Origin of the sequence: Streptomyces thermocarboxydus (genome assembly GCF_024760485.1) — a bacterium.
Taxonomy (GTDB): Bacteria; Actinomycetota; Actinomycetes; order Streptomycetales; family Streptomycetaceae; genus Streptomyces; species Streptomyces cellulosae.
Genome location: NZ_CP058273.1, coordinates 839,764 through 866,189, shown reverse-complemented (window position 1 = coordinate 866,189; position 26,426 = coordinate 839,764). Strand labels below are relative to the sequence as shown.

23 protein-coding genes and 2 pseudogenes are annotated in these 26,426 nt (G+C 74.1%); 9 read left to right on the top strand and 16 right to left on the bottom strand.

All coding sequences use genetic code 11. From position 1 onward, the window contains the following. Positions 1 to 9: 9 nt before the first annotated feature. Positions 10 to 456 (bottom strand): Lrp/AsnC family transcriptional regulator, encoded by a 447-nt coding sequence (locus AY578_RS04065; protein ID WP_137209506.1) that lies wholly within the window; start codon positions 454 to 456, stop codon positions 10 to 12. A gap of 94 nt (positions 457 to 550) precedes the next feature. On the opposite strand from AY578_RS04065, the gene AY578_RS04060 reads away from it, so the two are divergent. The 3 genes from AY578_RS04060 to AY578_RS04050 are packed head-to-tail and all read left to right on the top strand — an operon-like array spanning position 551 to position 2,488. Further along, entirely contained in the window at positions 551 to 1,027 is a 477-nt protein-coding gene (locus AY578_RS04060) for a rhodanese-like domain-containing protein (RefSeq protein ID WP_161108198.1), read from the top strand. A 45-nt stretch (positions 1,028 to 1,072) separates the two neighbouring features. Then, complete coding sequence (locus AY578_RS04055; protein ID WP_019524785.1) at positions 1,073 to 1,585, top strand: immunity 21 family protein; 513 nt, start codon at positions 1,073 to 1,075, stop codon at positions 1,583 to 1,585. 57 nt (positions 1,586 to 1,642) lie between these two features. Next, complete coding sequence (locus AY578_RS04050) at positions 1,643 to 2,488, top strand: SDR family oxidoreductase (RefSeq protein WP_026243805.1); 846 nt, start codon at positions 1,643 to 1,645, stop codon at positions 2,486 to 2,488. Between the two features lie 16 nt (positions 2,489 to 2,504). Here AY578_RS04050 and AY578_RS04045 read toward each other — a convergent pair whose 3' ends face one another. After that, positions 2,505 to 4,193, bottom strand: a complete 1,689-nt coding sequence (locus tag AY578_RS04045) for a DUF885 domain-containing protein (protein ID WP_019524783.1) — start codon at positions 4,191 to 4,193, stop codon at positions 2,505 to 2,507. 32 nt (positions 4,194 to 4,225) lie between these two features. Further along, positions 4,226 to 4,717 (bottom strand): Lrp/AsnC family transcriptional regulator, encoded by a 492-nt coding sequence (locus tag AY578_RS04040; RefSeq protein ID WP_019524782.1) that lies wholly within the window; start codon positions 4,715 to 4,717, stop codon positions 4,226 to 4,228. 60 nt (positions 4,718 to 4,777) lie between these two features. Here AY578_RS04040 and AY578_RS04035 point away from each other — a divergent pair, with 60 nt between their 5' ends. Then, positions 4,778 to 5,965, top strand: a complete 1,188-nt coding sequence (locus AY578_RS04035; RefSeq protein WP_026243804.1) for a trans-sulfuration enzyme family protein — start codon at positions 4,778 to 4,780, stop codon at positions 5,963 to 5,965. Between the two features lie 71 nt (positions 5,966 to 6,036). On the opposite strand, the gene AY578_RS04030 is transcribed toward AY578_RS04035, so the two are convergent. The 3 genes from AY578_RS04030 to AY578_RS04020 all read right to left on the bottom strand — a co-directional run bounded on the left by AY578_RS04030 (position 6,037) and on the right by AY578_RS04020 (position 9,913). Beyond that, the gene (locus AY578_RS04030; protein ID WP_258907224.1) at positions 6,037 to 7,209 is read right to left on the bottom strand and encodes a GNAT family N-acetyltransferase; all 1,173 of its coding nucleotides are present in this window, start codon (positions 7,207 to 7,209) and stop codon (positions 6,037 to 6,039) included. Positions 7,210 to 7,395: 186 nt separating this feature from the next. Further along, a complete protein-coding gene (locus AY578_RS04025; protein WP_026243803.1) occupies positions 7,396 to 8,946 on the bottom strand; it encodes an alkaline phosphatase D family protein in 1,551 nt (516 codons plus the stop codon). Positions 8,947 to 9,082: 136 nt separating this feature from the next. Next, entirely contained in the window at positions 9,083 to 9,913 is an 831-nt protein-coding gene (locus AY578_RS04020) for an alpha/beta fold hydrolase (RefSeq protein WP_019524778.1), read from the bottom strand. Between the two features lie 169 nt (positions 9,914 to 10,082). On the opposite strand from AY578_RS04020, the gene AY578_RS04015 reads away from it, so the two are divergent. Beyond that, a complete protein-coding gene (locus AY578_RS04015; protein ID WP_019524777.1) occupies positions 10,083 to 10,970 on the top strand; it encodes an RNA polymerase sigma-70 factor in 888 nt (295 codons plus the stop codon). A gap of 177 nt (positions 10,971 to 11,147) precedes the next feature. Next, complete coding sequence (locus tag AY578_RS04010) at positions 11,148 to 11,909, top strand: GntR family transcriptional regulator (RefSeq protein ID WP_019524776.1); 762 nt, start codon at positions 11,148 to 11,150, stop codon at positions 11,907 to 11,909. Positions 11,910 to 11,973: 64 nt separating this feature from the next. Here AY578_RS04010 and AY578_RS04005 read toward each other — a convergent pair whose 3' ends face one another. From AY578_RS04005 to AY578_RS03995, 3 genes and pseudogenes are all read right to left on the bottom strand, one after another. Beyond that, the gene (locus AY578_RS04005) at positions 11,974 to 13,131 is read right to left on the bottom strand and encodes an ROK family transcriptional regulator (RefSeq protein ID WP_019524775.1); all 1,158 of its coding nucleotides are present in this window, start codon (positions 13,129 to 13,131) and stop codon (positions 11,974 to 11,976) included. Positions 13,132 to 13,241: 110 nt separating this feature from the next. Continuing rightward, positions 13,242 to 13,868 carry a response regulator gene (locus AY578_RS04000; RefSeq protein WP_051101651.1) on the bottom strand — a complete coding sequence of 209 codons (627 nt, stop codon included), beginning with the start codon at positions 13,866 to 13,868 and terminating at the stop codon, positions 13,242 to 13,244. Positions 13,869 to 13,892: 24 nt separating this feature from the next. Continuing rightward, positions 13,893 to 15,048, bottom strand: a pseudogene (locus tag AY578_RS03995) (sensor histidine kinase). Positions 15,049 to 15,156: 108 nt separating this feature from the next. On the opposite strand from AY578_RS03995, the gene AY578_RS03990 reads away from it, so the two are divergent. Genes AY578_RS03990 through AY578_RS03980 form a run of 3 tightly spaced genes read left to right on the top strand, consistent with a single transcriptional unit; the run spans position 15,157 to position 17,298 of the window. Further along, positions 15,157 to 16,077: an ABC transporter ATP-binding protein gene (locus AY578_RS03990; RefSeq protein ID WP_258902058.1), complete on the top strand. Its 921-nt coding sequence runs from the start codon at positions 15,157 to 15,159 to the stop codon at positions 16,075 to 16,077. Positions 16,078 to 16,079: 2 nt separating this feature from the next. Then, positions 16,080 to 16,805 carry an ABC transporter permease gene (locus AY578_RS03985; RefSeq protein WP_258902057.1) on the top strand — a complete coding sequence of 242 codons (726 nt, stop codon included), beginning with the start codon at positions 16,080 to 16,082 and terminating at the stop codon, positions 16,803 to 16,805. A 55-nt stretch (positions 16,806 to 16,860) separates the two neighbouring features. After that, positions 16,861 to 17,298: a hypothetical protein gene (locus tag AY578_RS03980; RefSeq protein ID WP_028959877.1), complete on the top strand. Its 438-nt coding sequence runs from the start codon at positions 16,861 to 16,863 to the stop codon at positions 17,296 to 17,298. A gap of 19 nt (positions 17,299 to 17,317) precedes the next feature. Here AY578_RS03980 and mug read toward each other — a convergent pair whose 3' ends face one another. The 7 genes and pseudogenes from mug to AY578_RS03945 all read right to left on the bottom strand — a co-directional run bounded on the left by mug (position 17,318) and on the right by AY578_RS03945 (position 26,020). After that, positions 17,318 to 17,818 (bottom strand): G/U mismatch-specific DNA glycosylase, encoded by a 501-nt coding sequence (gene mug / locus AY578_RS03975; protein ID WP_028959878.1) that lies wholly within the window; start codon positions 17,816 to 17,818, stop codon positions 17,318 to 17,320. A gap of 62 nt (positions 17,819 to 17,880) precedes the next feature. Continuing rightward, positions 17,881 to 19,323, bottom strand: coding sequence for an adenylosuccinate lyase (gene purB / locus AY578_RS03970; protein WP_019524768.1), 1,443 nt, complete (start codon positions 19,321 to 19,323; stop codon positions 17,881 to 17,883). A gap of 73 nt (positions 19,324 to 19,396) precedes the next feature. Then, positions 19,397 to 20,188, bottom strand: a complete 792-nt coding sequence (locus AY578_RS03965; RefSeq protein ID WP_258902039.1) for an SGNH/GDSL hydrolase family protein — start codon at positions 20,186 to 20,188, stop codon at positions 19,397 to 19,399. A gap of 106 nt (positions 20,189 to 20,294) precedes the next feature. Next, a complete protein-coding gene (locus AY578_RS03960; RefSeq protein ID WP_161108204.1) occupies positions 20,295 to 21,308 on the bottom strand; it encodes a hemolysin family protein in 1,014 nt (337 codons plus the stop codon). Next, positions 21,305 to 22,678, bottom strand: a complete 1,374-nt coding sequence (locus AY578_RS03955) for a hemolysin family protein (RefSeq protein WP_137209519.1) — start codon at positions 22,676 to 22,678, stop codon at positions 21,305 to 21,307. Before AY578_RS03955 ends, AY578_RS03960 begins: the two co-directional genes overlap by 4 nt. Before the next feature lie 153 nt (positions 22,679 to 22,831). Further along, complete coding sequence (locus AY578_RS03950) at positions 22,832 to 23,269, bottom strand: GNAT family N-acetyltransferase (protein WP_026243802.1); 438 nt, start codon at positions 23,267 to 23,269, stop codon at positions 22,832 to 22,834. A gap of 175 nt (positions 23,270 to 23,444) precedes the next feature. Beyond that, positions 23,445 to 26,020 (bottom strand): annotated as a pseudogene (locus tag AY578_RS03945) (ABC transporter permease). Between the last annotated feature and the right edge of the window lie 406 nt (positions 26,021 to 26,426).

The following is a 26,426-nucleotide window of genomic DNA, read 5'->3' as shown; positions in this document are numbered from 1 at the left end:
GCGGCCGGGTCACCGCCCCACGGGACGGCGCGGCAGCGGCGAGGAGTACACCACGCTGGTGGTCACCGAGCCGAGCGCGCCGATCCGCCCCGACACCTCCTCCAGGTGTCGCATCGACCGCGCGGCCACCTTCAGGACGAAGCAGTCGTCGCCCGTCACGTGGTGCGCCTCCAGGATCTCCGGCGTGGCGGCGACCAGGTCGTGGAACGGCTTGTAGTTGCCGGTCGGGTAGCGCAGCCGGACGAACGCCAGGACCGGCAGCCCGATCCGCTCCGGGTCCACCACCGCCGCGTAGCCCTGGACGATCCCGGCCTCCTCCAGCCGCCGCACCCGCTCGGTGACCGCGCTCGCGGACATCGACACGGCACGGGCGAGCTCGGCGTAACTGGCGCGTCCGTCCCGCTGGAGGACGTCGAGGATGCGCCAGTCGGTGGCGTCCGGGGAATACTCGGTCATCGCCGAGAAGTAGCAGGGAAATCCCCGGCGGAGCAAGACCCGCACCGGGATTCGCCCCTTCAGGACCGCCGTCGGCGCCCGTAGTTTTCCTGTCATGACGACGACCGCCGTGAACCCCGTCCTGCGGACCGCCCCCGCCTCCCCGGCCGTGGCCGCCGCGCACTTCCGCGCGAGACTCGCCCTGTACACCGACGTCTCCGACGTGGCCGCCGCGCTCGCGTCCGGCGACGGCCCCGGCTTCGTCCTGCTGGACTCACGGTCGGCCGAGGCCTGGGACCAGGGCCATGTGCCCGGCGCCCTGCACCTGCCCACCGCGCGGATCGCGGAGCGGGCCGCTGACCTCCTCGATCCGGCCGTGCCGGTCGTGACGTACTGCTGGGGACCCGGCTGCGACGGGGCCGCCCGCGCCGCGCTCGCCCTCGCCGAACTCGGCCACCCCGTCAAGGAGATGCTCGGCGGCTTCGAGTACTGGGTGCGCGAGGGCTACGCGTACGAGACACCGCGCGGCCTCGAGCGCGGGGCCGGCGACCCGCTGACCACCGTCGTGGACTCCGGCGCGTGCGGATGCTGAACCCGCCCGTCCGGTAAGGGAGTCGAGCCGATAGGTTTCTCCGCCATGGAGCGATACGCGGAGCCGGGGAAGGTCGAGTGGGTGGAGTCGGGCGGCGGGCCGCTCGTCGTGGTGCCGGAGACGGTGCTGCCGTTCTGGACGGGGGCCGACGGCGAGGAGTTCGCCTCGGACTACGACCGGGCCTGTGAGGTCGACGGGCTCGTCGGGCTCCTCCCCGTCGGTGACGCCGCCGCTCTCGTCCTGGGCGACGAACCGGCCGCCACGGCCTACCTCCCCGAGCACTCCCTCCTCGTCCGCTGGGTCGCCGGCAACACGGAGCACGACCTGCTGGCGAGCGTCCCCGCCGCGCTCGCCGTCGCGCAGTGGCAGCAGGAGACACAGTGGAAGGTGCCCGGTCCGGTCGTCCTGTTCGACGCGACGTGGCCCGGCACCCACGCCGCCGGCACCGACCACGCCCGCCTCGCCCTCGGCCCCGGCCGCTACGCCGTGCGCGCCGCCCAGGTCAGCCCCGGGCCGGAGACCTGGCTGGTCCTGGTGCAGCTCCGGCCGCTGCCCTGACCTGGGGGGGCGGTTATTCGCGTGCCCCCGCGGTCGGCCCGACCCATCATGGGGACCGTGCCGAAGCTTCCCCCGCCCCCGCCCGAGGAACTCCGCCGCGACCCCCTGCCGCTGCGGGGCCGCACCGCCCTCGTGACCGGGGCGAGCCGACGCGGCGGCATCGGTCACGCCGTGGCCCGCAGGCTCGCCGCGTACGGCGCGAGCGTCTGTCTGCACCACCATGTGGAGCACGACGCCGCCATGCCGTGGGGCGCCGACCGGATCGAGGACGTCGTCGCCTCCGTACGCGAGGCGCTCGGCGACCCCGACGCGCGCGTGCTCGCCGGACCGGGCGACCTCAGCGACCCGGCGGAACCGGCCGCCCTGCACGCCCGCGTCGTCGAGGCGCTCGGCGGGCGCCTGGACATCCTCGTCGCCAACCACGCCCTCAGCGGCTCCGACGGCGACCTCGACACCGTCGACGCCGCCATGCTCGACGCGCACTGGGCCGTCGACGCCCGCTCCGTGCTGCTGCTCGTCCAGGCCCACGCCCGGCACCGCGCCGCCCTCCCACCCGGCACCCCGGGCGGACGCGTGCTGATGATGACCTCCGGGCAGGACATCGCCGGCGGCATGCCCGGAGAGATCGCCTACGCCCTCCAGAAGGGCGCCCTGGCCTCCATCACCCGGTCCCTGGCGACGGCACTGGCCGACCACGCGGTCACGGTGAACACGGTCAACCCCGGCCCCGTCGACACCGACTACCTGAGCGGCGAGGTCTACGACGCGATCGCCGCGCGCTTCCCCGCCGGACGCTGGGGCATGCCCGACGACCCGGCCCGCCTCCTCGCGTGGCTGGCCACCGACGAGGCGGGCTGGATCACCGGTCAGGTCATCGATTCCGAGGGCGGATTCCGGCGCTGAACCGGCTGGACTCGTGCTAGAGAGCCGCGAGTTCGTCCACCAGGTCGTCCAGACCCAGCGACCCCTGGGACAGCGCGGCCATGTGCCAGGCCTTCAGGTCGAAGGCGTCGCCGTGCCGCTCGCGGGCCTTCTCCCGGCCCAGCAGCCAGGCCCGCTCGCCCAGCTTGTAGCCGATGGCCTGGCCCGGGATCGTCAGATAGCGGGTCAGCTCGCTCTCCACGAAGTCGGCCGGGCGGCTGCTGTGCGCGCCGAAGAACTCCTGCGCCAGCTCCGGCGTCCACCGCTCACCCGGGTGGAACGGCGAGTCCGCGGGGATCTCCAGCTCCAGGTGCATGCCGATGTCGACGATCACCCGGGTCGCCCGCATCATCTGCGCGTCCAGGTACCCGAGCCGCTGCTCCGCGTCCGTCAGGAAGCCCAGCTCGTCCATCAGCCGCTCCGCGTACAGCGCCCAGCCCTCGCAGTTGGCACTGACCATGCCGACGCTCGCCTGGTAGCGGGAGAGGTTCTCCGCCACGTGCACCCACTGCGCCAGCTGGAGATGGTGGCCGGGGACGCCCTCGTGGTACCAGGTGGACACCAGGTCGTACACCGGGAAGCGGGTCATGCCCATCGTGGGCAGCCACGTGCAGCCCGGCCGGGAGAAGTCCTCCGACGGCGGCGTGTAGTACGGCGCCGCCGCGCTGCCCGGAGGGGCGATCCGCGACTCCACCTTCCGCACCCGCTCGGCCAGGTCGAAGTGCGTGCCGTCCAGGGCGTCGATCGCCTGGTCCATCAGACCCTGCAGCCAGTCGCGGACCTCGTCCACGCCCTCGATGTGCCGGCCGTGCTCGTCGAGATGGGCCAGCGCCACCCACGGGGTCTCGGCGCCCGGCAGGATCTTCTCGGACTCCTTCTTCATCTCGCCCAGCAGCCGGAAGTACTCGGACCAGCCGTACGCGTACGCCTCGTCCAGGTCCAGGTCGGTGCCGTTGTAGTAGCGCGACCAGCGGGCGTAGCGCTCCCGGCCCACCGTGTTCGGGGCACCCTCGACCGCGGGCGCGTACACGTCCCGCAGCCAGTCCCGCAGCTCCGCCACGGCCGCGGTCGCCGCGCGGGCGGCCTCGTCCAGCTCCGCGCGCAGCGCGTCCGGGCCCGCCGCGGCGAAATCCTCGAACCAGCCCCGGCCCTCGCCGGTGTCCGCCCACTCGCCGAGCTGCCCGACGAACGTCGCCGTGGGACGCGGCCCGGCGTACAGCGTGCGCTCCAGGCCGAGCGCCAGCGACTCCCGGTACCCGGCGAGCGCGGCCGGGACCGCGCGCAGCCGCTCCGCGATCGCCCGCCAGTCCTCCTCCGTCTCCGCCGGTGTCACCGTGAACACCTCGCGCACCGCGTGCGCGACCGTGCCCAGGTTGCCGACCGCGCGCAGGTGCTCGTCGGCCTCGTGCACGGCGAGTTCGGCGGTCAGCCGCTCCCGCAGCAGCCGTGCGCAGCGCCGCTCTGCGTCGCTGTCGGCACCGGGCCGGCGCTCGGCCTCGTCGAGCCGCGCCAGGGTCGCCCGGAGCAGATCGGCGACCGCCTCCTGACCGGCGGGCGAGAGATCGGGCAGCCGGGAGGAACTCTCCTTGACGCCGAGGTACGTCCCGGTGATCGGATCGAGGGCGATGAGCTCGTCGACGTAGGCGTCGGCGACCTGACGGGGAAGCGCGCTGTTGGTTGGTGACATGCGGACCATCCTGGTACGACGTCCGCCGCACGTCACGCGGATTGAGCCGAGGGCGAAGGCGGCATGACCGGACCGCAGTCCCACTGCTGGAAGATCAGCCGCGTCTCCACCCGCGCCACCTCACGCCGCGCGGTGAACTCGTCCAGCACCAGCCGCTGCAGATCCGCCATGTCCGCGACCGCGACATGCACCAGATAGTCGTCCGGGCCGGTCAGGTGGAACACGGTGAGCGACTCCGGCAGCGCCCTGATCCGCTCCACGAACGGTCCCACCAGCTCCCGCCGGTGCGGTCTCACCTGCACCGACAGCAACGCCTGCAGGCCCCGGCCGAGCTTGGCCGGGTCCAGCTGGAGGCGGTGCCCGAGGATCACGCCGCAGCGGCGCAGCCGGGTCACCCGGTCCAGGCAGGTGGACGGCGCGACCCCGACCTGTGCGGCGAGGTCCCGGTAGGTGGTCCGGGCGTCGTTCTGCAGCAGCCGCAGCAGATGGAGGTCCACCGGATCCAGTACGACAGATTCGGCCATCGGCCGAACGTAGCACGGGGTCCGGCCGCACAGAACCGGCCGGTGTTCACCCTGAGCGCCATGGACCACGGCATGGACACGCGACGCACCACCAGAGCACTCGCCACCGAGGCCGTGCACGCCGGCCGCGACGATCTCGCCGGACTCGGACTGCACGCCCCGCCGATCGACCTGTCCACCACCTACCCCTCCTACGACAGCCGGGCCGAGGCCGCCCGTATCGACGCCTTCGCCACCACCGGCGCCGAGCCCGACGGCCCGCCGGTCTACGGACGGCTCGGCAACCCCACCGTCGCCCGTTTCGAGACCGCCCTCGCACGCCTGGAGGGCACCGAGTCCGCGGTCGCCTTCGCCAGCGGCATGGCCGCGCTCAGCGCCGTCCTGCTGGTGCGCGGCTCCATGGGACTGCGGCACGTCGTGGCCGTGCGCCCGCTGTACGGGTGCAGCGACCATCTCTTGACCGCCGGGCTGCTCGGCTCCGAGGTCACCTGGACCGACCCGGCCGGGGTCGCGGACGCGCTGCGCCCCGACACCGGCCTGGTGCTGGTCGAGTCGCCCGCCAACCCGACGCTCGCCGAGATCGACCTGCGGGCCGTCGCCCACGCCTGCGGCTCCGTGCCGCTGCTCGTCGACAACACCTTCGCCACGCCGGTGCTCCAGCGTCCCGTCGAGCAGGGGGCGCGGCTGGTGCTGCACAGCGCCACCAAGTATCTGGGCGGGCACGGCGACGTGCTGGCCGGTGTGGTCGCCTGCGACGAGGAGTTCGCCGGGCGGCTGCGGCAGGTGCGGTTCGCCACCGGCGGGGTGCTGCACCCACTGGCCGGTTATCTGCTGCTGCGCGGCCTGTCGACGCTGCCGGTCCGGGTACGGGCCGCGTCCGCGAACGCCGCCGAGCTCGCGGCCCGCCTAGCCGCGGACCCGCGCGTGGCCAAGGTGCACTACCCGCGCATCGGGGGCGCGATGGTCGCCTTCGAGGTCCACGGCGACCCGCACGCGGTGATCGCCGGCGTCCGCCTGATCACCCCGGCGGTGAGCCTCGGCAGCGTGGACTCCCTCATCCAGCACCCGGCGTCCATCAGCCACCGCATCGTCGACGCCGACGACCGCAGGGGCGCGGGCGTCTCCGACCGGCTGCTGCGGCTCTCGGTCGGCCTGGAGGACGTCGAGGACCTGTGGTCCGACCTGGACCAGGCCCTGGGCGCGCGGTCCGCGCGCCCGGCCCGGCCGGAGGCGATGGCCCAGGGCTGACGGACACCGCCCATGAACGGAGGGGACGGCCCGGCACACCTCGGTGTGCCGGGCCGTTTTCCGTCGTCGGGTCAGTACCGGGCCGCCCTCTCGCCGGCCTCCGTCGGGCGGGCGGCCGGGGCGGGGGTCAGACGGGCGGTGATGACGAGGGTGCCCTCCTCGATCTGGTAGTCGAGGGGGAGGCCCAGGCCGCGCATCGCGGCGACCATGCCCGTGTTGGACGCCTGCGTCACCGCGTACACATGGGCGCAGCCCGCCTCGACCGCCATGCCCACGAGACGCGACAGCAGTTCCGCGCCGATGCCCCGCCGCTGCCAGGCGTCCTCGACGATCAGCGCCACCTCGGTCTCGTCGCCGTCCCACAGCAGATGGCCGAGGGCGACGATGTCGCCGGACGCGGTCTGCGCGGCGAGCGTACGGCCGAAGCGCGGGCTGAGCAGGTGGTCCAGGTAGCGGCTCGCGTCGCCGACCGGGCCGTGGTACCGGCGCCGCAGCGTCTCGGCGGAGCACCGCTCGTGCATCGCCCGCGCCGCGTCCAGGTCGGCGGTGTCCGCGCGGCGCACGGAGACATGACCGCCCTCGGACAGCGCCAGCACGTCACGGCCGTCCGGCAGCCGCCGGCCGAGCCGGGCGTCCAGCTCCACCAGCGCCCGGGCACGGGCGAACTCCGTGGGCGTGAACGGCAGATACGGCCGCTCGACCGTCAGCACACCGCCCTCAGGGTCGCGCAGCCGGATCACGGTGTCCTCCAGGACGCCCTCCGGCGGCACGGCCCCCGGCCCGGCGCCGAACGCCGTCGCGGGCTGGGAGCGGATCGTGCAGCGTCCCAGCAACTGGCGGAGCACCAGCGGCAGTTCCGCCGCGTCCGTCGCGGTGCGGGCGGCCAGCCCCAGCATCCGGGTCGGGCCGTCCACCAGGTCGTGGGCGTCGGCCCGCTCGGCCCAGGTGTCCGTGCCGCCGCCGGCCTCGACCGCCGCGGTGAGGTCGGTGCCGGCCGGCACGCGCAGCAGGAACTCGTCGACGGTGTGCGCGCCCAGCGGGTGCGTCTGCAGGCTCAGGATGTCGACCCGCCGTTCGGCCAGCGCGGTGCACAGGGCGGCCAGCGCGCCCGGCTCGTCCCGCACCGTCGTCCGCATCCGCCACAGCACGCTCTCGACCGCCGCCGGCTCGGGCGACGGCGGAGCGCCGCCGGTATCGTGCGCCGGCGGCGCGTGGCCGTGGCGGCGTGTGCGCCATGCGTGCAGCGCCTCCCCGCAGCGCGCGGCGCGGGCGAGCGGGTTCCAGCGGCGCGGGGCGTGCGCCCTCCGTCACGGTTGTTCGTCACGTCAAACATGTCTCGACTCATACAGTCACTGTGAAGGAATCGTGTTTCGCGATCACGAACGTACTGTGACTGACGAGTAAAGCCCGCTTCTGTCCGAAATGCTGTGTTACTGACCGACGAGGCCCGGCTGCAGCGTCTTCCTGAACAGCACCGTGCCCTCCATCTCCCGCAGCCGCACGGTCAGTTCACCGCTGCCGCCGTCGATGTCCACCTCGCCGAAGAACTGGTACCCACCGGCGGGGGAGACGTTGGCGGTCGAGGGCGCCTTCAGGAACACCCGCTCCGGACCGAATGTCCCGTCCAGCTCCGTGGCCGGGAACGCGCCCGCGTTGAGCGGCCCCGAGACGAACTCCCAGAACGGCTCGAAATCGCCGAACGCGGCCCGCTCGGGCCGGTAGTGCTGCGCCGCGGTGTGGTGCACGTCCGTCGTCAGCCACACCGTCCCGGTGATCCTCCGGTGCTTCACGAACCGCAGCAGCTCCGCGATCTGCAGCTCACGCCCCAGCGGTGCCCCCGGGTCGCCCTGTGCCACCGCCTCGACATGCGGGCGCCCCCCGGTGGTGTCGGGCACGACCAGCCCGACCGGCATGTCGGCGGCGATCACCTTCCACACCGCACGCGACCGCGCCAGCTCCCGCTTCAGCCAGTCCAGTTGCTCCCTGCCCAGGATGCCCTGCGGGTCGACGGCCTGGTCGCCCGGCGAGTTGGCGTTCCGGTACGTCCGCATGTCCAGCACGAACACGTCGAGCAGCGGCCCCCGCCGCAGCACCCGGTGGACGCGCCCTTCCCGGGCGCCGGGCCGCAGCGTCGACACGGGGTGGTACTCGCCGAACGCCCGCAGGGCACGGGCCGCCAGCACGTCGACGTCCTTCTCGGTGTACCGGGTGTCGGTGTCCGCGATCCGCTGCCCCGGGTACCAGTTGTTGCGCACCTCGTGGTCGTCCCACTGCACGATGGACGGCACACGGGCGTTGAACCGGCGCAGGTGCTCGTCCAGCAGGTTGTAACGGAAGTTGCCGCGGAACTCCGCGAGGGTCTCCGCGACCTTGGACTTCTCCTCGGTGGTGACGTTCCGCCAGAGGCTGCCGTCCGGCAGTTCGGCGGTCGCCGCGATCGGCCCGTCGGCGTAGATCGTGTCCCCGCTGAACAGGAAGAAATCCGGGTCGAGCCGCTCCATCGCGCCGAAGATGCGGTAGCCGCCGAACGCCGGGTTGATGCCCCAGCCCTGTCCGGCGAGGTCGCCCGACCACACGAACCGCACCCCGTCCCGCCGCCGGTCCGGCACGGTGCGGAAGGTTCCGGCGGCGGGCGCGCTCGTACGGCGTGGGTCGTCGGGGTCGGCGAGCAGCACCCGGTAGTGGACCTGTTCGCCGGACGGCAGCCCGCGCAGCCGGGCCGTGCCGGTGAAGTCGGTGCCGGGACCGATCAACGGCCCGCGCACCTGGCGGACGTTACGGAACGACTCCGTCGCCGAGGTCTCGAGGATCATCCGCGCCGGCCGGTCCGACCGCACCCACACCAGCGCGGAGTCGCGGGTGACGTCCCCGGCCTGGACGCCCCACTCGGCGGAGGGCCGCCCCGACCGGGTGAACGCGGGCAGGGCCAGCCCCGCCGACAGAGCGAGGGACCCCTTCAACAAGGAGCGACGGTGTGCCATGAGTACGCCTCCGAGGGTGCGGTGGGTGGGCACACCCACACCTACGCCCACTCGTCGAACTCCGGATGAACAACACACCCCCAGGGGTGCGGGGACTGCGCGACGAACCCCCACCGGCCCGCGGTGAAAAACCGGCCTAACGACTCCCGTCCAACAACACCCGTGCCACCAGCGCCGGATCGTCGTTCATCGGCACATGCCCACACCCCGGCAGCCGAACCAGCCGCGCCCGCGGAATGATTTGCTTCGCCCGCACCCCCTGCCGGGGAATCAGCAACCGGTCCCGCGCCCCCCACGCCACCGTCACCGGAACCCCCCGTACGTCCTCCGCGAACTGCACGGACCCGCCCGCCCGCAGCGTCCGCGCGAAACCGCTCGCCTCGGCCAGCGCCCGTGTCTCGGCGACCACCGCCTCCGGGGCCCGCCGCCCGGGCCGGGCGTAGATCGTGCTGGTCAGCACACCCCGCCCGACCGCGGACCGGGACAGCGCCTCGACCACCCGCACCGGCATCCGCTCCGCGATGCCCCGCATGGCGGACAGCACGGTGAACGCGTACCGCCGCTCGGCCTGCGTCCAGAACCCGGCGGGGGACAGCGCCGTCACCGAGCGCACCAGCCCGGCCCGCCCCATCTCCAGGGCGAGCAGCCCGCCCAGGGAGTTGCCGGCGACATGCGGCCGGTCCAGCTCCAGGGCCTCGCACAGGCCCGCGAGGGCGGTGGTCACGGTGGGCAGGTCGTGGTCGAGCCCGTCGGGCAGGGCGGGCGAGGCGCCGAAGCCGGGCAGGTCCACGGCGATCACCTCGCGCTCGGTGGCCAGGATGTCCACGACCGGGTCCCAGGCCTGCCGGTGGTGCCCGATGCCGTGCAGCAGAAGCAGCGGCTCCCCGCGTCCTACGCGCGCGTAGGAGAGGGTCACGGACTGCGGGCCTCGCGGAGAGGGGACCTGGTAGGTGACGGTCGCGGACATCGAGTGCTCCTCGTTCGGACGAGCATGGGCGAGCGGAAAGGGGCGTCGCGGCGGACGCCGTAGACAGCTTGTCAGCAATTGCTACCGACGGGTAGCCCGTCGCGCCGGCTGCCTCCACGCGCCCGGGCGCCGCCTGGACACCTCGCCACCGGTCCGCTGGGATGGCCGGGTGACCGCCGACACCGCGACCCCCCTCTTCGAGGAACACCGCCCCGTCCTCATGGGCATCGCCTACCGCATGCTGGGCCGTGCGGCCGATGCCGAGGACGTCGTCCAGGACGCCTGGCTGCGCTGGTCCGCCGCCGACCGGACCGACGTCCGCGAACCACGCGGCTTCCTCGTGCGGATCACCACCCGCCTCGCCCTCGACCGGCTCCGGCGGATCAAGGCGCGCGGCGAGACCTACGTCGGCCCCTGGCTCCCCGAGCCGTACGTCACCGACTTCGGCGACACCGTGCCGGACACCGCGGAGCGCGCCGTGCTCGCCGACTCGGTGTCCCTCGCGGTGCTCGTCGTCATGGAGACGCTCTCCCCGCTGGAGCGCGCGGTGTTCGTGCTGCGGGAGGCGTTCGGCTACCCGTACGCCGACATCGCCGCCATGCTCGACCGCGGCGAGGCAGCCGTACGCCGGCTCGCCGCCCGCGCCCGCCGCCATGTCGACGAGCGGCGCCCCCGTTACGACGTCGACCCCGCCCGCCGACGCGACCTCACCGAGCGCTTCCTGGACGCGGCCGCCGGGGGAGACCTGGCGGGCCTGATGGAGCTGCTCGCCCCGGACGTCCGCCTCGTCGGCGACAGCGGCGGCAAGGCGCGCGCCCCGCTGCGGGTGCTCGACGGCGCCGACCATGTGGGCCGCTTCTTCGTCGGGGTGGCCGGCAAGGGGCTGCCGGACGTGTCCGTCCGCACGGTCGAGCTCAACGGCGGTCCCGCCGTGCTCGTGCTGTCCGGCGGGAAGCCCGACACGGTGGTGCAGATCGACGCCGACGGCGACCGGATCCGCACGGTCTACGTGGTCCGCAACCCCGACAAGCTCGCCGGCCTCACCGCGCTCCCGTAGGCGTCTCGCACCCCTCCCGCAGAAGCCCCCGCCGCACCGTGCACCGGGGGCCCCGGCGCGCCGCCGATTGGTATTGACCAAGTCCGGTGGCCGCCCTATGGTCGCAGAGAAGTGAAACAACCTTTAATAAACAAGGGCGCTAAAACGCCGCCGGACACGGCGATCGTGGAGGACAGGGTGGGGACCACGCAGCTGGAAACGGTGCCGGAGCCGAAGTACTGGCATCTGAAGACCGTGCTCACCGAAGCGCTGGACTCGGAGTTCTCCGTGGGGGAGATCCTGCCCAACGAGCGCGACCTGGCCGCCCGCTTCGGCGTCGCGCGCGCCACGCTCCGGCAGGCCCTGGAACAGCTCGAGCTGGAGGGCCGGCTGCAGCGCCGCCGTGGCGTGGGCACCACCGTCGCCCCGCCCCGCATGGGTGTCTCCGTCGGCAGCGAGCAGCACGCCTGGCCCGGCGGCCCGCACGACGCGTGGCACGCCGTGGACTGCCGGCTCGAGGTGCCGCCCGCCGCGCTCGCCGAGCCCCTGGTGATCGCCGCCGACGAGGCCGTGCACGTCGTGCGCCGCTCCCGCGTCTCCCGCGGCCAGCCCGTCGCGTCCGAGCTGCTGTACATCCCGGCCGCCTCGGTGCCCGACCTGTCCGGCATCGACGCCCCGTCCGGCGCGGCGCGCGCCCGCGCGGTGCTGCGCGAACTGCAGCGCATGGAGCTGGAGCGCCAGGAGAACGCGGTGGAGCTCGGCTCGGCCGGCGCGGACGAGGCGAGGGAACTGGACCGCCTGCCCGGCGCCCCCGTCCTCGTCGTCACCACCCGCTACATCGCCCGCGGCCGCACCGCCGCCCTCTCCGTGGCCACCTACCGCGCGGACACCTGCCGTCTGACCTTCGGCGACTCCGGCGGTGTCGAGATACACCACGGCCCCGAGCGCCAGGCGTCCTGACGGCAGAAGCTCCTGACGCACCGTCGACGCGCCGTGGGGTCCCGCCCCACGGCGCGCGCGTACGTCACCGCCGTGCCGTCACCGTGCCCTCCACGGCGAACAGCTGCTCCTCGACATGGTCGAGCGCCAGCCGCACCGCGCCCGTCGCCACCGCCGCCTCGCCCAGCAGGGACAGGGTGACCTCCGGCGGGCGCAGACAGTAGCGGGACAGCTCGCGGCGCAGGGGTTCGAGGACCCCGTCCAGCCCCGCCGCCCAGCCCCCGATCACGACCAGCTCCGGGTCGAGCGCCAGCACCAGCGCCGCCACGTCGTGGACCAGCCGCTGGATGAACCGGTCCATCGCCGCCAGCGCCCGCTGGTCGCCCTGACGCGCCTGCGCGAACACCTGCGCCACCGCCTGCTCGTCCAGCGGATGCAGCGGCTCGTCCGTGGTCGACAGCAGCGTCTCCGGCGTCGCCTCACGCCCCAGCAGATGCAGCGCCCCGATCTCACCGGCCGCGCCGCCGTACCCGCGGTGCAGCCGCCCGCCGATCAGCGAACCGGCCCCCGGGCTCAGCCCCGCCAGCACGAACACCACGTCGTCCCGGCCCTTCGCCGAGCCCTTCCAGTGCTCCGCGACCACCGCCGCGTTGGCGTCGTTCTCCACCAGCACCGGGCACTTGAAGGAACGGCTCAGCCGCTCGCCGAGACCCAGCCCCGTCCAGCCGGGCAGCGCCGTGCCCAGCCGCACCGTGCCGTCCGCGGAGACGATCCCGGGCGTGCCCACGCCGACCGCCCGCAGCGAGCCGCGCGGCACCCCGGCCCGCCGCAGCAGCTCCGCGACGGCCGCCCGCAGCCGGTCCAGACGCTCGTCGGCGTCGACCGTCTCGTCCACGCCCCGCACCTGCGCGCCGATCACCCGGCCGTCCAGGTCGGCCAGCAGCGCCGCCACCCGGTGCACGCCGATCTCCAGGCCCAGCAGATGACCCGCCTCCGCCCGGAAGCGGAACCGCCGCGCCGGGCGGCCCTGACGGCGCGCGGCGCCCTCGTCGGCCGCCGCCTCCACGACCAGACCTGCCTCGATCAGGCCCTCCACGACGCCCTCGACGGTCGGCCTGGACAGCCCCGTCACCCGGGTCACCTCGGTCAGCGTCGCGCAGTCCGTCGCCCGCAACGCGTGCAGCACCACCGCGGAGTTGATCCTCCGCAGCAGCGAGGGATCCCCGCCGGTCAGCCGCCCCACCGTCCGTCCTCCCAGCTCGTGCGCGTGTTGGGCGGATCGTACTCGGCGCGGCGCACCCCGGCGACCACCGGGCGGGCACCCCGGCCGGGCCGCCTTCTCACACCGCCCGCTCAGCCCGGCGCCACGAACCCCGACTCGTACGCCGTGATCACCGCCTGCGTCCGGTCCCGCGCGCCCAGCTTCGCCAGCACGGCGCTCACATGCGACTTCACCGTCTCCGTGCCCACCACGAGGCGCGTGGCGATCTCCGCGTTCGACAGCCCACGCGCCATCAACCGGAGTACCTCGCCCTCCCGTTCCGTCAGCCGGGCGCGCTCCAGCTCGGCGCGGGCCGCGTGGTTCCCGCCCCCCTCGCCGTACTCCGCCGCCAGCTGCCGTACCGAGGCGGGGAACAGCAGCGACTCGCCCTCCGCGATCAGCCGCACCGCGTGCACGATCTCCGCGGGACGGGCCCGCTTCAGCAGGAACCCGTCCGCCCCGGCGCGCAGCGCCTCGTACACGTACTCGTCGTTCTCGAACGTCGTCACCACGAGGATCCTCGGCGGGTCCGCCACCGTCCGCAGCAGCGCGCGCGTGGCCTCGATGCCGTCCAGCAGCGGCATCCGTACGTCCATGGCGACCACGTCAGGACGCAGCTGCCGCACCAGCGGGATCACCGCCGCGCCGTCGGCCGCCTCCCCGGCGACCTCGATGTCCGGCTGCGCCTCCAGCACGGCCCGGAGCCCCGCGCGCACCAGAGGCTCGTCGTCGACGAGCGTAGATCAGCCCAGGGGCAGTTCGACCCGCACCTGCCAGTCGCCGTCGCCGTCCGGACCGGTGTGCGCCCGCCCGCCGAGCAGCGCCGCCCGCTCGCGTATCCCGCGCAGACCGCTGCCACGGCCCGGAGCGGGCCGGTCGTCCGGCAGCCGATTGCGCACGTCGAGGGTGAGCAGACCGTCCGCCGCCGCCACGCGGACCCGGGCGGGCACCGCGCCCGCGTGCCGCAGCACGTTGGTCAGCGCCTCCTGGAGGATGCGGTAGCCCTCGCGGGAGACCGGGCCCGGCAGGGTCTCCAGGGGCCCGGTGACCTCGGCGTCGACCTTCGCGCCCGACGCCCGCGCGGACTCCAGCAGCCGGCCGGCGTCGGTGAGCGTGGGCCGGGCGCTCGCGGGCCGCTCCGACTCGCGGAGCACGCCGAGCACCCGCTCCAGGTCCTCCAGCGCCGTGCGTCCCGTCTCCTCGATGGCCGTCAAGGCCCGCGCGGTGAACTCCGGGCTGTTCGCGGCGCGGGCGGCCCCCGCCTGCACGACGGCGACCGTCAGCGCGTGGCCGATCGAGTCGTGCAGCTCGCGGGCGATGCGCGTGCGCTCCAGCAGGAGTTCGGTCCTCGCCTCCAGCGCGGCGAGCCGTTCGACCGGTGAGGGGCCCAGCAGCCGGCGCGCGGCCGCCGTGGTGAGGGACCCGAGCCCCACCAGCGCCGCGTACAGCAGCACCAGGGGGACGGGGACCAGCAGCGCGAAGGCCCAGTGGCCGGGGACGTCCTCCAGCACCGGCACCCCGGTGGGCGCCGAGCCGGCGGCCAGCAGCACCAGGGAGTGGACCAGCACCGGCAGCCACACCGTGACGCACCACGCGGCCGCGGCCAGGACGACGCGCACCAGGATCCAGAGCGATGTGCGCGCGGTCCCGGAAGCCCGCCGACGGCTCCTCGGAAATCCCCGGATCCGCCTCGGCCGGAGTCAGCAGCAGGCGGGCCTGCACCCGCTCGCCCTTGCGCACCGCGGCGACCAGCCCCAACGGGACCAGCACCAGGAGCGGCACCCACGGAGTCTGCGGATCGACGAACATCCACACGCTGAACGGCAGCGCGGGCACCCACAGGTGCAGCACACGGGTGTACGTCGTCCCGCTCCGCAGCGGGCGCAGCAGGCGGATCACTCCGCCATGGTGCCAGCGCCCCCGGACAGCCCGCCTCCCCCGTGCGGGGGAGGCGATCTCCACGCAGGGGGGAGGCCCCGCGCTGGGCCGGTCCGCCACGCTGACACCATGACCAGCATCGACGTCCGCGACCTCACCAAGGAGTACGGCGCCCGACGAGCCGTCGACGACCTCACCTTCACCGTGCCGCCCGGCCGCGTCACCGGCTTCCTCGGCCCCAACGGCGCGGGAAAGTCCACCACCATGCGCCTGGTCCTCGGCCTGGACCGCCCCACCTCCGGCTCCGCCACCCTCGGCGGCCGGCCGTACGCGTCCCTGCGTGAACCCCTGCGCATTGTGGGCGCGTTGCTCGACACGGGCGCCGCGCTCGGCTCCCGCACCGGCCGCGACCATCTGCGCGTCCTGGTGGCGACCCACCGCATCCCGGACCGCCGGGTGGACGAGGTGCTGGAGGAGACCGGGCTGGCTCCGGCGGCCCGCCGACGGGTGCGGACGTACTCGCTCGGCATGCGGCAGCGGCTGGGCATCGCCGCCGCGCTGCTCGGCGATCCGGAGGTGGTGATGCTCGACGAGCCGTCCAACGGCCTCGACCCGGAGGGCATCGTGTGGATCCGCGTTCTGCTGCGGCGCCTCGCGGACGAGGGGCGGACCGTGCTGGTGTCCAGTCATCTGATGCACGAGACCGCCGCGTTCGCCGACCACCTCGTCGTCCTCGGCCGGGGCCGGCTGCTGGCCGACACCCCCATGCGGGAGTTCATCGACGCGCGCGTGCGGCCCGCCGTACGCGTCCGCACCTCCGACCCGGACGCCCTGGAGAACGCCCTGGCCCGTCACGGCCACCGGGCGGTGCGCCACCCCGACGGCCACTGGACCGTGTCGGGCGCGCGCGTGGACGACATCGGGCGCCTCGCCTCCGCCGAGGGAGTGCCGCTCCTCGAACTCACCGCCGACGAAGGCACCCTGGAGCAGGCCTACCTGGACCTGACCGCCGCCGACACCGAGTTCACCGCCCAGCCCCAGGAGGCCTGACCGTGCCGTTCACCCCCGTGTTCCGCTCCGAGTGGCTGAAGATCCGCACCGTCCGCCCGCTGCTCGCGACCCTGTTCGTGCTGTTCACGGTGACCACCGCGTTCTCCGCGCTCGCGAGCCTCGACCCCGGGGACCCGGGCGCCGACCCGCTGTTCACGGCCCTGTCCGGCACCGCCCTGGGGCAGGTCGCCGCCGTCACCTTCGGCGCCCTGGCCGTGTCCGCCGAGTACCGTGAGGGCGCCGCCGCACGGCTGTCACTGACGGCGGTACCACGGCGGGGCCTGTGGTTCGCGGCCAAGGCGGCCGCGATCGCCGCCGTGGTTCTCGTCGTGGCCCTGGTGACGATGCCGGCCGCGCTTGTGGCGGGCCTGGCCGGACTCGGCGACGCGGCCGACGGTCTGACCACCGCCGACCAGGTGCGCGGTGTCGTCGGCGGCGCCGTCCACCTCACGCTCATGGCCCTGTTCGCGGCCGGACTCGCGATGCTGCTGCGCAGCGGGACGGCCACCCTGTCGGTGCTGATCCCGTTGATCCTGATCGTGTCCTTCGTGGCCGGCGACGCGTTCGGCGCCGTCGCCGACTTCATGCCGGACCGCGCCGGACAGACGGTGCTGCGCGCCGAGCCCGACGGAACGCTCGGCCCGTGGACGGGACTTGCCGTGTCCGGGTGCTGGACGGCCGCGGCCCTGCTGGCCGGTGCGTGGCGGCTGCGCCGTCAGGACGCCTGAGAAGAGACCGGTTGACCCGCCGCCAACTGTCAGTGGCGGCGGGTTTACTGGAGCCATGAACCTCGCCCGGCACATCGCCCTCATCGACGAGCTGTGCTTCCGGCCCTTCCCGGCGGAGCACGGCCCGTCGGACGTCGGCTTCTCGGGTCCGGGCCACCATGTCGCTGTGCTGGAGTCCGGCGACCGCCCTGACCTCGACCCGGCGGGCTGGGCGGTGACGGCGGACCAGTTCGAGAAGGACCGCGACGCGGTGTACGAACTGCTCGCCTCCCGCTGGGGCGACACCGATCCGTACAACCTGCAGACGGTGCGGCTGCGCACGGAGCGGGAGGACCTGCCCGAGCCGTGGGCCTGGCTGAGTCACCACGCGGGCATGGCCTGGCTGTGGGAGGTGCACGGGACGGGCCGCTGGGTCGCGGTCGCGCTCGCCGACCGCGACCCGAGCGGCTCGGTGCAGCTCCTCGCCGTGGTCACGGAGACGGCGCCGCCCTAGGACGGGCGGAGCCCAGGGGTCACCCCTGTTCCGCCGCCTCCCGCAGCCGCGCGAACTCCTCGGCGAGCGCCGCCGGCGTCCAGTGCGCGTTCAGCCCGCTGGGATTGGGCAGCACCCACACCCGGGACTCGCCGATCGTCCTCACCTGCGGCCCCACCTTGGCCGTGCGGTCGTCGAACGCCGCCCGGTACGCGGTCACGCCGAGCACGGCCAGCCAGCGCGGACGCAGCCGACCCACCTTCACGGCGAGCTCCCGCCCGCCCTCCCGGTACTCTTCCGCGGTCAGCTCGTCGGCCCGCGCGGTCGCCCGCGCCACCACGTTGGTGATGCCCAGCCCGTACGACAGCAGCTCCTCCTGCTCCGACGGCGGAAGCTGCCGTGGGGTGAAACCGGAGCGGTGCAGCGCGGGCCAGAAGCGGTTGCCGGGACGCGCGAAGTGGTGGCCCGTGGCGGCCGTCATCAGGCCCGGGTTGATGCCGCAGAACAGCACCCGCAGACCGTCCGCGACCACGTCCGGCACAAGGCGGTCGCGGGCGGCCTCCAGCTCTTCCCGGGTGAAGCGCCTCGCTTGGGTGGAGCGCTTCAGAGGATCGCCCCGGGGGTGTAGCCGGCGGCCTCCGGGTGCTGCTTGACGATCTCCTCGATCCGGGCGGCCACGGTGGCCACCTGGTCGCTCGCGGCGCCCGTGAAGGACAGCTTGTCCGCCATCAGCGCCTCCAGCTCGTCCCGGCCGAGCGGCAGCCGCTCGTCGGCGGCGAGCTTGTCCAGCAGGTCGTTGCGCTCGGCGCCCTGCTCCCGCATGGCGAGCGCGGTGGCGACGGCGTTCTCCTTGATCGCCTCATGGGCGACCTCACGGCCGACGCCCGCGCGGACCGCGCCCATCAGCACCTTGGTGGTGGCGAGGAACGGCAGGTAGCGGTCCAGCTCGCGGGCCACGACGGCCGGGAAGGCGCCGAACTCGTCGAGCACGGTCAGGAACGTCTCCAGCAGCCCGTCGAGCGCGAAGAACGCGTCCGGCAGCGCGACCCGGCGCACCACCGAGCAGGACACGTCGCCCTCGTTCCACTGGTCGCCCGCCAGCTCGCCCGTCATCGAGGCGTAGCCGCGCAGGATCACCATCAGGCCGTTGACCCGCTCGCAGGAGCGCGTGTTCATCTTGTGCGGCATCGCGGACGAGCCGACCTGGCCCGGCTTGAAGCCCTCGGTGACCAGCTCGTGCCCGGCCATCAGCCGGATCGTCTTCGCCAGCGAGGACGGCGCGGCGGCCAGCTGCACCAGCGCGGTGACGACCTCGTAGTCCAGGGAGCGGGGGTAGACCTGGCCGACGGACGTGAACGCCTGGGAGAAGCCCAGGTGGCCGGCGATCCGGTGCTCCAGCTCGGCCAGCTTCCCGGCATCCCCGCCGAGCAGGTCCAGCATGTCCTGTGCGGTGCCGACCGGGCCCTTGATGCCGCGCAGCGGGTAGCGGCCCAGCAGCTCCTCGACGCGGCCGTACGCCACCAGCAGCTCGTCGGCGGCGGTCGCGAACCGCTTGCCGAGGGTGGTCGCCTGCGCGGCCACGTTGTGCGAACGGCCGGCCATGACCAGCTCGCCGTACTCCCCGGCGAGCTTGCCGAGGCGGGCCAGCACGGCCACCGTGCGGTCGCGCATCAGCTCCAGCGAGAGCCGGATCTGCAGCTGCTCCACGTTCTCGGTGAGGTCGCGGGAGGTCATGCCCTTGTGCACGTGCTCGTGCCCGGCGAGGTCGTTGAACTCCTCGATCCGCGCCTTCACGTCGTGGCGGGTGACCTTCTCCCGCTCGGCGATCGAGGCCAGGTCCACGGTGTCGAGGACCCGCTCGTAGTCGGCGATCGCCGTGTCGGGCACCTCGATCCCGAGGTCCTTCTGGGCCTTCAGCACGGCGAGCCAGAGCTGACGCTCGAGCCTCACCTTCTGCTCGGGCGACCAGAGCGTGGCGAGCTCGGCGGAGGCGTAGCGTCCGGCGAGGACGTTCGGGATACGGGGCTTGGCGGGCGCAGCAGTCACGTACAGGGAGTCTACTGGCGATTCATGCAGGCCCGCGCCACGGGGTGACCTGGAGGAACGTACGAACGGACCGCTACGCCGTCTCGTACGGCAGCAGCTCGGGGCGCTTGGGCGGCAGGCCGTCGCCCGAGGAGCGGCCGGTGAGCCGGCGGCCGATCCACGGCAGCAGGTGCCGGCGCGCGAACCGTACGTCCTCGACGCGGCGTGCCACCCAGTGCGGCGGCAGCGTCGCCTCCGGGGGCAGGTGCCACTCCGGGTCCTCCGCCGGGTAGCCGAGGCTCTGCCACACGGCCTCCGCGACCCTGCGGTGCCCCTCGCCGGTCAGGTGCAGCCGGTCCACGTCCCACAGCCGGGGGTCGCCGAGCGCGGGCGCCCCGTACAGGTCGACCACCACCGCGTCGTGCCGGGCGGCGAGCTCGTCGACGACCGTGAACAGCGCCTCCATGCGCGGGCGGAAGCGCTCCAGCACCGGTCCCTGGCGGCCCGGGCTGCGCATCAGCACGAGCTGCTTGCAGTGCGGGGCCAGCCGCTCCACGGCCTCGGTGAGCAGGTCCCGCACCCGCCCCATGTCGCACTTGGGGCGCAGGGTGTCGTTCAGGCCGCCGACCAGGGTAATCACTTCGGCGCCCATGGCCGCGGCGCGGCCGACCTGTTCGTCGACGATCTGCTGGATCAGCTTGCCGCGCACCGCGAGGTTGGCGTACCGGAAGCCGGGCGTGACCGCGGCCATCCGGGCCGCGAGCAGGTCGGCCCAGCCGCGGTAGGTGCCGTCGGGCAGCAGGTCCGACATGCCCTCGGTGAAGGAGTCGCCCAGGGCCACGAGGCTGGTGTGGGCGGGGGTGCTGGGGGTGGGGTTCGTCTGCATGGCGACAGAAATGGTAGCCCCTGGCACATACCCGCCGGTCGGTCACCTTCCCTGCCGGCGGAAACAGCCGCTCAGGCCCCCTGCCCTCCGGCACGGGCGACGCCCCTCAGGCCCGCTGCCCGAACAGCTCCCGCAGCACGTCCTCCATCGTCACCAGCCCCGCCATCCGCCCGTCGTCGCCGAGCACGGCCGCCAGATGCGTGCGGCTACGGCGCATCGCGGTGAGGACGTCGTCCAGGGGTGTGCTCTCGCGGACCCGTGCGATCGCCCGCATGTCCCGGAGCCGGAACGGCTTGTCCCGCGGCGAGGCGTCCAGGGCGTCCTTGACGTGCAGATACCCGACGATCCGCCGCTGCTCGTCCACCACCGGGAACCGTGAGAAGCCGGACTCCGCCGACAGCCGCTCCAGCTCCTCCGGTGTGATGCCCACGCGCGCGTAGACCACCCGCTCCAGCGGCAGCACCACGTCCCGCACCGGACGCCGGCCCAGCTCCAGCGCGTCGTGGAGCCGCTCGCGGGCCCGGTCGTCGATCAGGCCCGCCTCGCCGGAGTCCTTCACGATCTGCGCCAGCTCGGCGTCCGAGAACGACGCGGTCACCTCGTCCCGCGTCTCCACCCGCAGCAGCCGCAGCACCGTGTTGGCGAAGGCGTTCACCGTGAAGATCACCGGGCGCAGCGCGCGGGACAGCGCCACCAGCGGCGGGCCCAGCAGCAGCGCGCTGCGCACCGGCTCGGCGAGCGCGATGTTCTTCGGCACCATCTCGCCCAGCAGCATGTGCAGATACGTGGCGAGGGTCAGCGCGATCACGAACGACACGGCGTGCCCGGCGCCCTCCGGGACGCCCACCGCGTGGAACACCGGTTCCAGCAGATGCGCGATGGCCGGCTCGGCGACGATGCCGAGGACCAGGGTGCACAGCGTGATGCCCAGCTGCGCCGCCGCCAGCAGCGCCGACACGTGCTCCAGGCCCCACAGCACCCGCTTGGCGCGCCGGTCACCCTCGTCCGCGTACGGCTCGACCTGGCTGCGGCGCACCGAGATCAGGGCGAACTCCGCGCCGACGAAGAAGGCGTTGGCGACCAGGGTGGCCAGGCCGATCAGCAGTTGCACGGCGGTCATCGGCGGGCCCCCGGGTCGTCATGGGTGCCGGCGGACGCGTTCCCGTCGCCGTCCGGCCTCTCGTCGTCGAGGGGCGCCCGCAGCAGCACGCGCGCCGCGCGGCGGCCCGAGGCGTCCGCGACCTCCAGACGCCAGCCGGCCACCTCGACGGTGTCCCCGGTCTCCGGTATCCGGCCCAGCTGGGCGGCCACCAGCCCGGCCAGCGTCTCGTACGGCCCCTCCGGGGCGCGCAGCCCCACCCGGGCCAGCTGGTCCAGGCGCGCGGAACCGTCGGCGGAGAACAGCTCGTGGCCGTCCTCGTCCGTGCCGGCCCGGGCCAGGTCGGGCGTCTCGTGCGGGTCGTGCTCGTCGCGGACCTCGCCGACGACCTCCTCCACGATGTCCTCCAGGGTGGCCACGCCCGCCGTACCGCCGTACTCGTCGATGACCACCGCCATGGTGCGGCGGCCGGACAGCCGGTCGAGCAGCCGGTCGACGGTCAGCGACTCGGGCACCAGCAGGGGTTCGCGCATCACCTCCGACACGGGCACCTCGGGACGGCGCTCGGCGGGCAGCGCGAGCACGTCCTTCACGTGCGCGGTGCCGACGACCCGGTCCAGCGTCTCGCGGTACACGGGGAACCGGGACAGCCCGGTCGCCCGGGTCGCGTTGGCCACGTCCTCGCAGGTCGCGCTCTCCTCCAGGGCGATGACCTGGACGCGGGGCGTCATCACGTTCTCCGCCGTGAGGTCGGCGAGGTTCAGCGTGCGGACGAACAGCTCGGCGGTGTCCGGCTCCAGGGCGCCCTCCTTGGCGGAGTGCCGGGCCAGCGCGGCCAGCTCCTGGGGGCTGCGCGCCGACTCCAGCTCCTCGGCGGGCTCCAGCCCGATCCGGCGCACCATGCGGTTGGCCGAGTTGTTCAGATGGGTGATGAACGGGCGGAACGCGGCGCTGAACCAGCGCTGGGCGTTGCCCACCCGTTTGGCCACCGCGAGCGGTGAGGAGATCGCCCAGTTCTTCGGCACCAGTTCGCCGACGACCATCAGGAACACCGTGGACAGGCCGGTGCCGATCACCAGCGCCAGCGAGCGGGCCAGCGACTCGGAGGCGCCGAGGTCCCGCAGCGGGCCTCTGATCAGCGCGGCGATCGACGGCTCGGAGAGCATGCCGACCACCAGGTTGGTGACGGTGATGCCGAGCTGGGCCCCGGAGAGCTGGAAGGTCAGGCTGCGGGCGGCCTTGAGCGCCCCGGCGGCGCCCCGCTCGCCGCGCTCCACCGCCCGCTCCAGCTCGGCCCGCTCGACCGTGGTGAGGGAGAACTCGGCCGCCACGAACGCCCCGCACAGCAGCGACAGCAGGATCGCCGCCAGCAGGAGGAGGACTTCGGTCATCGGGTCACCTCCGTCCCATCGTCGGACAGGACGGGGTCGGACGCGCGGTGTCGGCGGCAACCGGAGGCGGGCCCACGGGCGGTGACACGACCTTTCACGGAGGGCCGGGCGGCCCTCGCGGGACGGAGGGGGCAGGGACCGGCGGGCCGTGGATCACCCGGTGAGGGGCTTCACCCAGCGCCGCCAGCGTTCCTCCGGCGCATACCCCGCCGCGCCCCACGCATGATGGGCGGTCTCGTTGCGCTGGAGCACCATCGCGTCCGCGCGGCGCCCGCCGAGCGCCGTGAACCGCTCCTCCGCGGCGGCCAGCAGCGCCGTCGCGACGCCCTGGCGGCGGTGGCCCGGGTGCACGGCCAGGCGGTACAGATGGCACCGCCAGCCGTCGAACCCCGCGATCACCGTGCCGACCAGCTCCCCGTCCCGCTCGGCGAGGATCAGCGCCTCGGGGTCGCGGACGACCAGCCGCTCCACGCCGTCCCGGTCGTCGCTGATGCTCGTGCCCTCGGCGGCCGTCTTCCAGAACGCCAGCACGGCGTCGAGGTCGCCGGGCCCGGCAGCCCGGATCCGAACTGCGCTCGCAAGTTCACTCATACGGCCGATCCCAGCACGGCCGCGGGGGCGTGATCACGGAATTCCACGATCCGGACCACCCGCCGGGGTGGGCCCGGCGGGCGGATCTGCCGTGGGACTGCGCCCGGCTGGGCCTGCGGTAGAGGGACCTGCGCCACGTGGGCCTGCGGTAGGGCGGGTCTGCGGCAGGGGCGGCTCACTCGTGGGCGATCGCCTCCAGCACGTTCATCCGCGACGCCCGCAGCGCGGGCAGCAGCGCCGCCGCCACGCCCACCACCGCCGACCCGACGACCACCGCCACGACGGTGCCCCACGGGATCGCGAACGCGGTCATGCCCTCCAGCGCCAGCACCTGCTGGATGCACACGCCCCACACCAGGCCCAGCCCGAGGCCCAGCACCGCGCCGAACACCGCGATCACCACGGACTCCAGCCGGATCATGCGCCGCAGCTGCCGCCGCCCCAGACCGATCGCCCGCAGCAGCCCGATCTCCCGGGTGCGCTCCACCACCGACAGCGCGAGGGTGTTGACCACGCCCAGCACCGCGATCACGATCGCCAGCCCCAGCAGGGCGTACACCAGGTACAGCAGCACGGCGATCTGCTCGTGCACCAGCTCCTTGTAGTCGGCCTGGTCGCGCGCCCGCACCTGCGGATACGGATCGAGCGTCGCCTCGAGACGGTCGCGCAGCTCGTCCGGCGACGTGCCCGGCGCCGCGTTGACGTACAGCGCGGAGTCCTGGCCACTCGGCACGTAGCGCTCCACGGCCGCGATGCCGAAGAACAGCCCGCCGCGCATCCCGAAGCCGTCGCCGCTCTCCATGTCGGTCAGGGCGGCCACCGTGAACTCGGCGGTGCGCCCGCCGGGGAACTCCAGCGGCACCCGGTCGCCCCGGCGCACGCCGTGCTCCTCGGCGAACCCCGCGTCCATGGCGATCCCGCCGTCGGCCAGCGCGGCCCGGGTGCCGCCCTCGGTGTACGTCACCCGGGCGACGTCGTCCACGCCGTCGTCGTACCCGGCGGCGGTCGTCTCGATCCGCTCGCCGTCCGGCAGCCGCACCGCGACCGGCGCGAACCGCTGCCGTACGACCAGCCCGACGCCCTCCGTGTCCCGCACCCGGTCGGTGACCTCCGGCGGGAACGGCATGAAGTTGGCGTTCTGGATCACGAAGTCCGCGCCGAGCGTCCTGTCGATCTGCTCGTCGAAGGACCGGGACATCGACGCGCTGGCCACCGACAGACCGCCCACCAAAGCCAGCCCCACCATCAGCGCGGCGGCCGTGGCCCCGGTACGGCGCGGGTTGCGCAGGGCGTTGCGCCGGCTCATCCGGCCCACCACGCCGAACAGCACGGGGAACGCCGCGCCCAGCACCCGGATCACCGGACGCACCAGCAACGGGCCCGCGACGACGGTGGCGACCAGGGTGAGCACCACCCCGAGCCCCAGCAGGGAGGCCGCCGTCGCCGTCTCGCCGGACAGCGCACAGCCCAGCAGCGCCGCCGCGCCGATCGCGCCGACGACGCCTCCGGCCGCCGCGCGGGCCCGCGGGCCCGCAGCGGCCGGCCCACCCCCGCGACCTCCGCGTCGGCCAGCGCGGCCATCGGCGACACGGCCGCCGCGCGACGGGCGGGGAGGTAGGCGGCGACGAAGGTGACGCCCACGCCCACGACGTACGCGGCGACGGGCGTGGGCCAGGCGACCACCATCTCGGTCGTCCTGAGGTTCATCCCGAAGGCGCTCATCAGCCGGATCAGCCCGAGGGCCAGCCCCACCCCGGCCGCCAGGCCCACCGTCGAACCGGTCAGCCCCAGCAGCACCGCCTCCGTCAGCACCGACCGCCGCACCTGCCGCCGGTCCGCGCCGAGCGCCCGCAGCAGTCCCAGCTCACGGGTGCGCTGGGCGATCAGCATGGAGAAGGTGTTGACGATCAGGAACACGCCCACGAGCACGGCGATCCCGGCGAATCCCAGCATCGCGTACTTGATGACGTCGAGGAACGCGCCCAGCTCCTCGGATGCGGTCTTCGCCTGCTCGTCCGCCGTCCGGATCGCGTAGACGCCGGAGCGGAGTTCGGCGGTGATCCGCCGCTTCAGCTCCGCGTCCGGCACGCCGGGCTCCGCCTCAACGGAGACGCTGGTCGCCCGGTCCGCCGCGCCCAGCAGACGGGTGGCCGCCACCTCCGGGTCCAGGAACACCAGGGCCGCGCCCGGGTTGGTGGTGGTGAACGTGGCGATGCCGACCACCTCGACGTGGAACGAACCCGGCTGCGCCTGCACGGTCAGCATGTCGCCGATCTCGACGCCCTTGGCGTCCGCGGTGTCCGCGTCCAGCACGGCCTCGCCGTCCCCGCGCGGGGTGCGGCCGGAGGTCAGCTCCACCACGCTGCGCTCGGTGACGTGCCAGTCCACGGCGAGGGTGGGCGCGCCGGTGGTCGGGCCCACCGACTCGTTGCGGTCGTCGACGACGGTGACGTTCTCCACCTCGACGTCCGGGTGCGCCGACGCCACGCCCTCGACACCGCCGAGCTGCCGGGCCAGCCCCGCGGGCACCGTCGCCACGGCCCCGGTCGGCACCGCGGCCTTCAGGTCCTCCCGCGGCTGCACCGTCACATCGGCGGAACTGGAGGCGAAGAGCCGGTCGAAGGTTCGGCTGACGGTGTCGGAGAAGATCAGACTGCCCGCGACGAACGCGACGGACAGCACCACGGCGAGGGCGGACAGCAGCAGCCGCCCCTTGTGCGCGAGAAAACTCCGCAGGGTCGCTTTCAGCACGCCGTCAGCCCTCCCCGGAGTCCGAGGCGACGTCGCCGCCGGACGCGCCCGGTGCCCCGGCGCGGGGCGAGTCGCCGCCGGGTGCGCCTCGGCCCGGTGACGCGGGGTGCGCCTGCCCAAGGCCCGCCTCTCCGGCGCCCGCCCCGTCGCCTTGCGGCGGGACGTTCGGCTTTTCGCCGGCGGCGGGCGGAGTGCCCTGGTGCCCGTCGTCCGGCGGCGAAGCGTCCGGTCGTCCGGCGCCCGTCTGTCCGGCGTCCGAGTGCCTCTGTCCCGGCAGCACCCCGTCCGGAGCGGGGGCGGTTCGGGCCTCGCCGTCCGGCGATGCGGCGTGCGGCTGCCCGGCGCCCCCCGCCCCGCCGTCCGACGGGATCCGCGCAGGTGGCCCGGGCGCGGGCACGACGCCCCC